The organism is Pseudomonas sp. GP01-A4 (assembly GCF_058780865.1).
On sequence record NZ_JBYSWF010000069.1, the window covers coordinates 29,443 to 40,943 of the forward strand.

General features: G+C 61.6%; 11 protein-coding genes. 7 read left to right on the plus strand and 4 right to left on the minus strand.

Annotated features, from left to right (window positions below):
- Positions 1–22: 22 nt before the first annotated feature.
- The 5 genes from AC3WKX_RS28480 to AC3WKX_RS28500 are packed head-to-tail and all read left to right on the plus strand — an operon-like array spanning position 23 to position 4,309.
- Positions 23–1,429: an ABC transporter substrate-binding protein gene (locus AC3WKX_RS28480; protein ID WP_087692993.1), complete on the plus strand. Its 1,407-nt coding sequence runs from the start codon at positions 23–25 to the stop codon at positions 1,427–1,429.
- A 12-nt stretch (positions 1,430–1,441) separates the two neighbouring features.
- Complete coding sequence (locus AC3WKX_RS28485; protein WP_003217654.1) at positions 1,442–2,224, plus strand: ABC transporter permease; 783 nt, start codon at positions 1,442–1,444, stop codon at positions 2,222–2,224.
- Positions 2,224–3,063 (plus strand): ABC transporter ATP-binding protein, encoded by an 840-nt coding sequence (locus AC3WKX_RS28490; protein ID WP_102604344.1) that lies wholly within the window; start codon positions 2,224–2,226, stop codon positions 3,061–3,063. Before AC3WKX_RS28485 ends, AC3WKX_RS28490 begins: the two co-directional genes overlap by 1 nt.
- On the plus strand, positions 3,060–4,013 hold the full coding sequence (locus AC3WKX_RS28495) for a HEAT repeat domain-containing protein (RefSeq protein ID WP_102604343.1): 954 nt from the start codon (positions 3,060–3,062) through the stop codon (positions 4,011–4,013). Before AC3WKX_RS28490 ends, AC3WKX_RS28495 begins: the two co-directional genes overlap by 4 nt.
- Positions 4,010–4,309 carry a DUF971 domain-containing protein gene (locus AC3WKX_RS28500; RefSeq protein ID WP_102604342.1) on the plus strand — a complete coding sequence of 100 codons (300 nt, stop codon included), beginning with the start codon at positions 4,010–4,012 and terminating at the stop codon, positions 4,307–4,309. The genes AC3WKX_RS28495 and AC3WKX_RS28500 overlap by 4 nt, the downstream gene beginning before the upstream one ends.
- 39 nt (positions 4,310–4,348) lie before the next feature.
- Here AC3WKX_RS28500 and AC3WKX_RS28505 read toward each other — a convergent pair whose 3' ends face one another.
- Positions 4,349–5,740: a GntP family permease gene (locus tag AC3WKX_RS28505; RefSeq protein WP_003217660.1), complete on the minus strand. Its 1,392-nt coding sequence runs from the start codon at positions 5,738–5,740 to the stop codon at positions 4,349–4,351.
- Positions 5,741–5,860: 120 nt separating this feature from the next.
- Positions 5,861–7,168 (minus strand): histidinol dehydrogenase, encoded by a 1,308-nt coding sequence (gene hisD / locus AC3WKX_RS28510; RefSeq protein WP_003217662.1) that lies wholly within the window; start codon positions 7,166–7,168, stop codon positions 5,861–5,863.
- A gap of 203 nt (positions 7,169–7,371) precedes the next feature.
- On the opposite strand from hisD, the gene AC3WKX_RS28515 reads away from it, so the two are divergent.
- Positions 7,372–8,451 carry a LacI family DNA-binding transcriptional regulator gene (locus tag AC3WKX_RS28515; protein WP_102604341.1) on the plus strand — a complete coding sequence of 360 codons (1,080 nt, stop codon included), beginning with the start codon at positions 7,372–7,374 and terminating at the stop codon, positions 8,449–8,451.
- A 40-nt stretch (positions 8,452–8,491) separates the two neighbouring features.
- Here the strand turns inward: AC3WKX_RS28515 and AC3WKX_RS28520 are convergent, their stop codons facing one another.
- Together AC3WKX_RS28520 and AC3WKX_RS28525 are read right to left on the minus strand one after the other, a co-directional pair.
- On the minus strand, positions 8,492–9,694 hold the full coding sequence (locus AC3WKX_RS28520) for a multidrug effflux MFS transporter (protein WP_003217667.1): 1,203 nt from the start codon (positions 9,692–9,694) through the stop codon (positions 8,492–8,494).
- 198 nt (positions 9,695–9,892) lie between these two features.
- Positions 9,893–10,252 carry a winged helix-turn-helix transcriptional regulator gene (locus AC3WKX_RS28525; RefSeq protein WP_008433396.1) on the minus strand — a complete coding sequence of 120 codons (360 nt, stop codon included), beginning with the start codon at positions 10,250–10,252 and terminating at the stop codon, positions 9,893–9,895.
- A 98-nt stretch (positions 10,253–10,350) separates the two neighbouring features.
- Between AC3WKX_RS28525 and AC3WKX_RS28530 the strand changes: the two genes are divergently transcribed.
- A complete protein-coding gene (locus tag AC3WKX_RS28530; protein WP_003217670.1) occupies positions 10,351–11,100 on the plus strand; it encodes an SDR family NAD(P)-dependent oxidoreductase in 750 nt (249 codons plus the stop codon).
- The last annotated feature ends 401 nt before the right edge of the window (positions 11,101–11,501 follow it).

Genomic DNA, 11,501 nt, shown 5'->3' on the forward strand with positions numbered 1-11,501 from the left:
ATGATTCGAGGGGAACTACCCAATGTTATTGCGCGCAACCCTGGCCGGCCTGGTGCTGGCTTGCTTGAGCCTGTCGGCCCAGGCACAAACGATCCGGGTGGCCATCGGCACCCAGGACACCACCATCAACTGTGCCGCGGGCGGCTTGCTGATCCGCGAGCTGGGGCTGCTGGACAAATACCTGCCGCACGACGGCAAGTACAAGGACGCGACCTACGACGTGCAGTGGAAAAACTTCACCAGTGGCGCGCCGCTGACCAATGAAATGGTCGCCGGCAAACTGGACTTTGGCGCAATGGCCGACTTCCCCGGTGCCTTCAACGGCGTAGCGTTCGAGGCGGCGGGCAAGCACAGCCTGTTCATCAGCGTGTTGTCGGGCAACATCAAGGGCAGCGGCAACGGCATTGTGGTGCCGGTCGCTTCCAGCGCCCAGTCCCTGGCGGACCTCAAAGGCAAGACGATTTCCGTGCCGTTCGCCTCCACGGCCCATGGCATGTTGCTGCGCGCTGTTGCGGCCCAGGGCTGGGACCCGCTCAAGGACGTCAACATCATTGCCCAGGCGCCCGAAGTGGCAGGCTCGGCGTTGCAGGCCAACAAGATCGACGCCCATGCCGACTTTGTGCCGTTCGGCGAACTGTTCCCCAACCGTGGTTTCGCCCGCAAGATCTACGACGGCTCGCAATCCAACACCCCGACGTTCCACGGCGCGCTGGTGGACGAAAGTTATGCCAAACAGTACCCGGAAGTGGTCGTCGCCTACCTGCGCGCCAGTATCGAGGCCAATCAGTTGCTGGCCGCAGAGCCGGAGAAGTACAGCGAGCTGATCGAAAAAGTCACCGGCGTCGAAGCCGAGGTCAACTACCTGTTCCATGGCCCGCTGGGCGTGCAGACCCGTGACTTGAGCTGGAAACCCGAATACCGCCAGGCCGTGGGCACCGCGATCGACACCCTCAAGCTGCTGAAAAAGGCCGACCGTGGCCTGGACCTCAATACCTTTATCGATGACCAGTACATCCGTGCCGCGTTCAAGGCCTCGGGCCTGGACTATGCGGCGCAATTGGGCAACTACGCCCAGGCCCCGCTGAAGGCCAACGACGCCCTGAGCGGCGCGCCGATCACTGACTGGAAGCACGTCGCGCAAATCTGGGTCAAGGGTGAGCCCAAGGTGCGCGATTACGCGTCGGCCGAGGCGGCGTTCACCGCGCTGGACAGCCTGAACAAACAAGGCAAGGCGGTGCGCGCCGTGTATGCCCAGGCCGAAGACAGCGGCATCAAGCTGCTGGCGAGCCAGGCCTGGTTTGCCACCAACCAGCACGGCCAACTCAGTGCATTCCTGCTCAAGGGCCAGGCGCAGCAATTTGCCCAGGCCCAGGGCGGCAAGGTGTTCAACTTCACCGACGCCGGCGCGCAGGCCGTTGCCGGTCGCTGAGGGAGCGTGTTCATGACAAGCACCCCATGGCGCTGGCTGCCCAAGGCTGCTTCCTTGCTGTTGTGCCTGCTGTTCTGGCAGTTGGCGGCCAGCCAGCACTGGAACCTGTGGCTGGTGACATTTGCCAATGTGCCCACGCCGGGCTCCGTGGTGCAGGCTGCCCTGGGGCTGGCGGACTCGGGCAAGCTTGTGCGGCACTTGAGCGCAAGCCTGACCCGGGTGTTCGAGGGCTACCTGGCGGCCGCGCTGGTGGGGATCGGCTTGGGCATCGCGATTGGCCGCTGGAAGTGGGCGGAAGACCTGCTGTTGCCGCCGCTGGAGGTGATCCGGCCGATCCCGGCGGTGGCCTGGATCCCGCTGGCGATCCTGATGTTCCCGTCGTCGGAGCTGTCGATGATCTTCATCACCTTCACCGGCGCGCTGTTTCCGGTGCTGCTCAATACGGTGCATGGCGTGGAAGGCGTCGATCCTCGGCTGATCGCCTCGGCGCGCAGCCTGGGGGCAGGGCGCCGGGCGATCCTGCTGGAGGTGATTTTGCCGGGCGCCGCGCCGAGCATCATCACCGGCCTGGCGATTGGCATGGGCACTTCGTGGTTCTGCCTGGTGACAGCGGAAATGATCTCCGGTCAGTACGGCATCGGCTATTACACCTGGGAGTCCTACACCATCCAGAACTATGCCGACATTGTCGTTGGCATGCTGTTGATCGGCGTGCTGGGCATGGGCAGCAGCCTGTTGGTCAAGCGTCTCGGCGCACTGTTCACTCCCTGGCATCGACCACGAGGTAAAGCCTGATGAGTCATCTTGAAGGCCGTGTCGACATACGCGGCTTGTCCATTGTATTGGGCGAACAGCAGCAGGCATTCGAGGCGGTGAAAGCCCTGGATTGCAGGATCGAGCCGGGGCAGTTCGTGTGCATCCTCGGCCCGTCCGGGTGTGGCAAGTCGACCTTGCTCGGCGCGCTGGCCGGGCATCTCACGCCAAGCCAGGGCACGCTGGAAATGGATGGCCGGCCGGTTGCCGGCCCTTCCCAGCAACGGGGCATGGTGTTTCAGCAACACACACTGTTCCCTTGGCGTTCGGTACGCGAAAACGTCGCCTTCGGCCTGAAGATGCGCGGCGTAGGCAAGGCCGAGCGCCTGGCCGCCGCCGATGAGATCCTTCACCTGGTGGGCCTGGAAGGTTTTGCCCAGCGCTGGCCCAACCAGCTGTCGGGTGGCATGCAGCAGCGGGTGGAAATTGCCCGGGTGTTGATCAATCGTCCCGGCCTGCTGTTGATGGATGAGCCGTTCGGCGCGCTGGATGCCCTGACCCGCATGAAGATGCAGGCCTTGCTGCTGGACATCTGGACGCGCATCCGCACAACTGTTGTGTTTGTCACCCATGACATCGACGAAGCGCTGTTCCTGGCCGACCGCATCCTGGTGATGAGCCCGCGCCCCGGGCGCATCATCGAGGATTTCCAGCTGACTTTCCCAAGGCCGCGCAGCACCGAACTGATGACCTCGCCGGAATTTACCCACCTCAAGCGCCATTGCCTGGAGCTGCTGCACCACGAAGATGGTCGCCAGTTACCACGGCTGAACCCGCTCGGGCTACCCAACGATCACCCAAGACCGCGATTTGCCATATGACCTATGAAACCGAAAACCCCGACATCCAAGCCCTGCGCCCGCGGCTGCAAGCGCCGGATGCCGGCATGCGCCGGATCGCCCTGATTGACCTGGCTGACCTGGAAGACCCCGACGGCCTGGTGTGGCTGGTGGACAGCCTGCGCCACGACCCGGCCACCGACGTGCGCGCCCAGGCTGCCAGCCTGCTGGAGGCGTGGGAAGAAGACGCAGTGGTCGAGGCGCTGTGCCAGGCGCTGACCGACACTGAAGCGTCGGTACGTGATGCCGCCGCCCAGAGCTTGAGCGTACTCAAGACGACGCAGGCGGGCCGGCTGTTATTGCCATGGGCCACCCACGCCGACGTCAGCGTGCGCACGGCAATCTTCCGTGCCCTGCGCGAGTTGCGCCTTGAAGCGGCGGCGCCGTCGGCAATGCTGGCGCTGAACGATACCGATGCGGGGGTGCGCCGCGAAGCGGTCGGTGTACTCGGCTGGCTCAAGCACCTGCCGGCATTGGAGGCCCTGGCGAGGTTGGCCAGCAGCGATCCGGACACCGAGGTCCGGCGTGCCGCCACCGGCGCCCTCGGCCTGGCCAGTGATGAGCGGGTACTGCCGGCGCTGTATGAAGCGTTGCAGGACGCCACCTGGCAAGTACGGGAAGAGGCCGCGACCACCTTGGGCAAAGTCGGTAGCACCCGCGCGGGAGACGCCTTGATCACGGCGCTGGCCGATGACTACTGGCAAGTCCGCCTGCGCGCCACCCGCAGCCTTGGGCGCCTGCGGTATGCACCGGCGTTGCCGGCGCTGCTCCTGACGTTGGGCCACAGCATCAGCAACCTGCGCAAGGAAGCCGCCCTGGCGCTGGGCGAGTTGGGCGACCGACAGGCCCTTGGCCCGCTGCGTGACGCGGCCGACGATGGCGACCCGGAAGTACGCAAGGCGGTGCGCATTGCCCTGGCACAACTGCAATGAACAGTGCACCGAACGGCATTGGCCGCGATGATGATGGGCGCTTGAGGCTGGAATGGCGCGACGGCGTGCAATGGATCGACCACGCTCGCCTGCGCCGTGAATGCCCGTGCTCGCAGTGCCGGGCCTTTCGGTTGAGAGGCACGCCGCCGCTGGTGTCGGACCGTGTCCGGGTGCTGGAGGTCCATCCCCAGGGGTATGGCGTGCAGTTGATTTTCAGCGATGGGCACCAGCGGGGGATTTACCCGTGGGCTTATTTGGCACAGATGGAGCCCCAGGCCGGGGCTCCGTCGGACTAAAACAACGCGGCGGTATAACTTCCCGTCACACGGTCCGGATCAGACAAGCCCGGTGAGGTAGTACACGCCAATCACGAAAAACGCCGCCAGTACCTTGAAGATCGTCATGCCGAAAATGTCTTTATAGGCCTGGCGGTGAGTCAGGCCGGTGACCGCCAGCAAGGTGATGACCGCGCCGTTGTGGGGCAGGGTGTCCATGCCCCCTGCAGCCATGGCGGCCACACGGTGCATGACTTCCAGCGGGATATGCGCGGCGTTGGCGGAGGCGATGAAGGTGTCCGACATCGCCGCCAGGGCAATGCTCATGCCACCCGATGACGACCCGGTAATACCCGCCAGCAAGTTAATGGTGATGGCCTGGTTGATCAGCGGATTGGGGATCACCTTGAGCGCTTCAACCACTGCAACGAAGCCAGGCAACGCGGCAATCACTGCGCCAAACCCATATTCCGAGGCGGTATTGAGCGTAGCGAGCATGGCCCCGCCAACGGCGGTGCGGCTGCCTTCGGCGAGTTTGCTGACGAGGGTGCGCCAGGCGAATGCAAAGACCGTGACGATGCCTACCAGCAAGGCCGCCTGGACCGACCAGATGGCGATCATCTTCGATACCTGGGTCTGGATCGGTGCCTTCAGTCCGGGCAGGTCAATTTCATAAATGCTGCCGTACCACTGTGGAATCCAGTGGGTGAAGGCCAGGTTCATTACGCCTACCAACAGCAACGGCAGCAACGCCACTAGCGGGTGGGGCAGGGCGATGTCCTGGGGCGTTTCGGGCTCATTGCGCAGGTCGGTGCCATAACCCTCGCCCGCGCGCCGGGCTTTGCGTCGCTGGCGCTCCAGGTACAGCATGCCGCCGATCAGTACGAACAACGAACCCAGGACTCCCAGCCAGGGCGCCGCCCAGGACGTGGTACCGAAAAACGTGGTGGGAATTATGTTCTGGATCTGCGGCGAACCAGGCAACGCATCCATGGTGAAGGTGAAGGCACCCAGGGCGATCGTTGCGGGCATCAGGCGCTTGGGAATGTTGCTTTGGCGGAACATTTCCGCGGCAAACGGATACACCGCAAACACCACCACGAACAGCGAAACACCGCCGTAGGTGAGCAGCGCACAGACCAGCACAATCACCAGCATGGCCTGGCTGCTGCCTAGCACCTGGATCACGGCTTTGACAATGGAGCGGGAAAAGCCGGACAACTCAATCAACTTGCCAAACACGGCGCCGAGCAAAAACACCGGAAAGTACAGTTTGATAAAGCCGACCATCTTGTCCATGAAAATATCAGTGAACGCCGGCGCAACGGCGCCGGGGTCAGTCAGTAGAACGGCAGCGAGTGCGGCGAGAGGCGCGAAGATAATGACGCTGTATCCCCGATATGCAGCGAGCATTAACGCGAACAACGCCAGCAAGGCGATGATGACACTCATGGGATGTCCTTCGAGGCTGGGCCTTTGGCGCAGAGGGCCAGTGTTGGGCTGCGCGATGGCTATGATTTTTGTTGTTGTCGGGCCGCGCACGTGGCGCGACCCGTTGTAGCCAAGCTGTTTTTATTCTGCGATACCGGCGTAAGGGACGTGCTTGTGGCCGTAGCGACGCACGCGGATGTTGGCCTGTTCGCCATGCCCGGAGAACCCTTCGAGGGCACACAGGCGTGAGCAGTATTCGCCGATGAGGGAGGAGGCTTCGTCGGTCATCACTTTCTGGTAGGTGCAGGTCTTGATGAACTTGCCGACCCATAGCCCACCGGTGTAACGCGCGGCTTTTTTGGTGGGCAGGGTGTGGTTGGTACCAATCACCTTGTCGCCGTAGGAGACGTTGGTGCGAGGGCCGAGGAAGAGGGCGCCGTAGTTGCGCATGTTGTCCAGGAAGAAGTCCGGGTCACGGGTCATGACTTGTACGTGTTCGAACGCCAGGTCATTGGCAATGGCGAGCATCTCCTGTTCGTCTTCAGCGACGATCACTTCGCCGAAGCTTTCCCAGGCCTGGCGCGCAATCCCGGCGGTCGGCAGGATCGTCAGCAAGCGCTCGATTTCAGCCATCGTCTCGCGGGCGAGTTTTTCCGACGTGGTGAGCAGGATCGCCGGGGAATCCGGGCCGTGTTCGGCTTGACCGAGCAGGTCCGTGGCGCAGATTTCACCGTCCACGGTTTCATCGGCGATCACCAGGGTCTCGGTCGGACCGGCGAACAGGTCTATACCGACGCGGCCGAACAATTGACGCTTGGCTTCCGCCACAAACGCGTTGCCCGGCCCCACCAGCATGTCCACCGCAGCAATCGACTGGGTGCCCAGGGCCATGGCGCCGATAGCCTGGATGCCGCCCAGGCAGTAGATCTCGTCGGCACCCGCCATGTGCTGTGCGGCGACAATCGCCGGTGCCGGCTTGCCATGGAACGGCGGGGCGCAAGTGATGATGCGTGGAACCCCGGCGACCTTGGCGGTGATCACCGACATGTGCGCGGAGGCCAACAACGGATACTTGCCACCGGGTACATAGCAGCCCGCCGCGTTAACCGGAATGTGTTTGTGGCCGAGCACTACGCCCGGCAGGGTTTCGACTTCCAGGTCACGCATGCTGTTGCGCTGGTGCTGGGCGAAATTGCGCACCTGGGTCTGGGCGAATTCGATGTCGGTGATGTCGCGCTTGGTCAACTGCGCCATGCAGGCATCGATCTCGGCGCTGGAGAGCCGGTAGTCATCCCGGTCCAGGTTGTCGAAGCGGATCGACAGCTCACGAATCGCGTCATCACCCCGTTCTTCGATGTCTGCCAGGGTCTTTTCGACGGTGTCACGCACCTCACGCGCTGCTGATTTGATGACGGACGCTTCTGCGCCTTTTTTGAGCCAAATTGCCATGGGATGAATTCCTAGCGTTGTTGTTTTAGATATTGCATACGTATGCAATTGAGCCGATGCTAAGCCATTCCCGGACGAGATGAAAAGGGGGAGGGCGAAAAAAGACCGAGAAATTTGCGCGAGACGGGCGAGCATGGGACGGGCGACACACCGCGCTTTAAATGGCAGGTATGATCGGCATTTGAAATGTGGATGCAGACTCAATGGCAGACTCCAACGACCCTTCCAGACACCCGATCACTGCCCATGATGTGGCCCGGTTGGCCGGTGTCTCGCAGTCTGCGGTCTCGCGAACGTTCACCAAAGGCGCCAGTGTTTCGCCGAAAACCCGGCAAAAGGTGGAGGCGGCGGCGGCAGCATTGGGCTACCGTCCGAACCAGTGGGCGCGTTCGTTGATCAAGCGGCGCTCCAACCTGATTGGCGTGGTCGCGCCAAGTATGGAAAACCCGTTTTATTCTGCAGTGCTGGAAGCCTTGTCGGCGGCGTTCGAAGAGCTTGGCTATCGAGTACTGTTGTTCTCCACGGCCAACCACGAAGACTCTGACCCGGTGCTGGAAGAGATTCTGGGCTACCGCGTGGAGGCGCTGGTGCTGGTGTCGGCGAGCCTGTCTTCGCGGTTTGCCGAGGAGTGCAAGCAAACCGGGTTGCCAGTGGTGCTGGTCAACCGTCGAAATGACAGCACCAGTATCTCCAGCGTGACCAGCGACAACGCCCAGGGCAGCATGGAAATTGCGCAGTTCCTGGTGGCTGGCGGGCATCGCGAGCTGGCTTATATCGCCGGCAAGGAAAGCTCCTCGACCAGTCGTGACCGGGAAATCGCCTTCGTCGACGCACTGCAACGTCTTGGGCATCCGGTACCGCAACGCGCCGTGGGTGACTACACCTTTGAAGGCGCGATGGAGGCCGTACGCCGGCTGCTGTCGAGTGCCAGTCCGCCTGACGGGATTTTTTGTGCGAATGACATCATGGCCCTGGGCGCCATCAATGTCGCACGCGAGGAGTTCGGGCTCACACCGGGCAAAGAGATCTCGATCGTCGGGTTCGATGACATCGGCCTGGCCGCCTGGCCAGTGTTTTCGTTGACCACCTACGTTCAACCGGTGAGCGATATGGTGAGTCGTGCGGTTGGGATCATCTGCGCGCAATTGGAAAACCCCGATACGCCTGCCATTCAGGAAGTCGTAAGGGGGCGGTTGATCGTACGCAAAAGTGCGAAAGTCCCGGACAGCGGGGTAGAGCAGGGGCCCGACTGCCGGGTGTGGCAACCCCAGGAACAGGCGTGAGCCATTCGGTCGAAGGCTGGCGACGACCTACCCGGCGTCGCTATGACCCCGCGCGGGCCAGGTGCGGCGGCAATCGGTTGAGGGTCCACCACGCAGTCAGCATCGCCGCCACCGCGCTCAGGGCGATGCCGATCAACATCGGTGCCGGGGTGTGGTCGGCAAACACACCCACCACCGCCATGCACACGGCGGCGGTGATCATCTGGATCGCGCCCAGCAACGCTGATGCAGAACCGGCCACTGCGCCATGGTCTTCCAGGGACAATACCCCGGCCGCCGGCAACAGCAGCCCGAGAAAACCGAAGCCGATAAACAGCAGCGCCATCATCAACGGCAGGCTATTGACCCACAGCGTGGTGAGCGCCAGCAAGGCCATGACCGTTGCCACGCCCGCCACCGACCAGCGAATCAACGGCGCGAGGCCGAAGCGTGCACTCAAGCGCGCGGTCAACTGGCTCAGGGCAAAAAACGACGCCGCGTTGAGGGCAAAGCACAGGCTGAATTGCGTTGGCGTGAGCCCGTAGTACTCGATGTAAACGAATGGCGCGCTGCCGATGAACACGAAGAACGTCGCAAGGCCAAAACCGCCCACTACCGACAACCCGGTAAACACCGGATCACGCAGCAACGCGCCGTAGCTGCCGAACGCATTGCCCAGGGTCTTGCCCAGACGGCGTTCGGCGGGGTGGGTTTCCGGCAATTGTACGGCGGTCATGATCAGGCACAGCACTGCAGCCACACCCAGTACCCAAAACACTTCGCGCCAGCTCCACACGGCAATGATCACGCTGCCGGCCAGCGGCGCGAGAATCGGTGAAATGCTCACCACCAGCATCAGCAACGCCATCAGGCGCGCGGCTTCATGGCCGGTGTACAAGTCACGCACAATCGCCCGCGGAATCACCATCCCGGCGCAGGCGCCAAAGGCCTGCAACGCCCGGAAGCCGATCAGCACCTCGATGGAGGGGGCGAGGGCGCAACCAATGCTGGCCACGATGAAAATCGCCAGGCCGGCATAGATCGGCGGCTTACGCCCGAACACATCGCTGATCGGGCCGTAGAACAGCTGGCACACACCGATGATCATGAAGAACACCGTCAGGCTCATCTGCACCGCGGCAGGCGAGGCATGCAGGCTGGCGCCGAGTGTCGGCAACGCCGGCAGGTAGCTGTCGATGGCAAACGGGCCGACGGCGGTGATCAACCCCAGCAGCAGGGCGAGGTGGGCGATACTTCGAGACATGGTGGTTCCGGGCGGCGGTAAAAAAGAGGGGCCAGCTTAGTGATCGCCCTCGGCGCATACAAGCCGGTGTTTACAGACTCGCTACAGAGTCACCAGCGGCAGGGTGTCGTGAATAGGCAATGGATACGGGAGATAGACGTAAAGTATTGATTTAACTCAACTAAATATCCATTTAGTCGAGTTGGATATTTCGCGAATTTAAGGCTGGGCGAGGGCGGTCGCTCGGCGCTCACTGATGCGTTCAACCGCCAGCATATGGTCGGTGCCCCATTGGCAAAGCGGCCCCAATGCCTGGGCCAGCGAGCGTCCGAAGGGAGTCAGGGAGTATTCGACCTTTGGCGGTATCTCCTTGTAGTCGATGCGCGCGATGATCTCATCGCGTTCCAGCTCCTTCAATTGCTGGATCAGCACCTTGTCCGTCACGCCGCCAACGGCGCGCCGCAGTTCGCCATAACGGTGAACTTCATGGGCCAGGTGATACAGGACCAACGGTTTCCATTTCCCGCCAATCACCGCCAGGGCGGCGTCGAGCCCGCAGTTAAAGGTGCTGTTTGACATGTTTTTGCCCTCAGGCTGGGTACTTACCAAAAGGTGCATACTATTCAAAACAATAGCGCAGATCTACGCTTGGGCCTCAACATTTGAGGGAAACACTCATGAGCAGGCTCAACGGGAAAATCGCCATCGTCACCGGTGGCAACAGCGGGATCGGCTTGGCCAGCGCCATACGCTTTGCGGCCGAAGGTGCACAGGTCGTTATCGTGGGACGCCGCCAGGATGAACTGGACAAAGCCTTGGTCCTGATCGGGCATGACGCGATCGCGATCCAGGGCGATATTTCAAACCTGCGTGATCTTGAGCGGGTATTCGCGCAGATCAAGGCTGACAAAGGTCGTGTTGATGTGTTGTTCGCCAATGCGGGCCTTGGGGATCTGGAGCCCATTGGTGCGATCACGGAGGAATCGTTTGATCGCACCTTTGGCGTGAACGTGAAAGGCACGTTGTTCACCGTACAGAACGCGTTGCCATTGATGAGCGCCGGTGGCTCGATTGTGCTGACAGGTTCGACGACGGCCTCGATGGGCACCGCAGCGTTCAGCGTCTACAGCGCGTCGAAAGGCGCACTGCGAAACTTCGCGAGAAGCTGGGCGCTGGATCTGCAAGGCACAGGTATTCGCGTGAACGTGCTTTCACCTGGGCCGACAACGACACCAGGTTTGGACAGAGCGCTATCAGGTACCGGCCAGAAGGATGCGATTGTCGATTCGATGGTTACGCGTGTACCGCTGGGTCGTATGGGGCAGCCAGATGAAGTGGCGAATGCGGCATTGTTCCTGGCATCGGATGAGAGCAGCTTCATGACGGGCAGCGAGATGTTCGTGGATGGCGGTTTCGCTCAGGTGTGATCCAGGCTCATCGACCAAATCGAGACAGGCTGGGTTTGGTCGATGAGGAGCGTGGTGCACTGGTTGAAATCTGGCTGGCACTGACCCTGATAACGGATCATATGATTACGCATAATGTATATTATGTTAAATCAGGTGCTATGTCAGAGATGTTCATAAGACACGTAAGTCACTGATTCGACGAATTCGTATTTGACGTCTACTCTCTCAACGGGCCATGTCCATAGTGTTCATGACGATTCCTTGAATGAGGTGGCTGTCGATGAAACTGATTCAGTGCAGGTTCTCTTCAGGTCAACGACTACCGCTGCTTGTACAAGCTGGTTGCGGATTCCACGCTGACTCGGACACCCATTCCACGCGCATCCGGACAGTGATTCCACGCTGATCCGGACACTCAT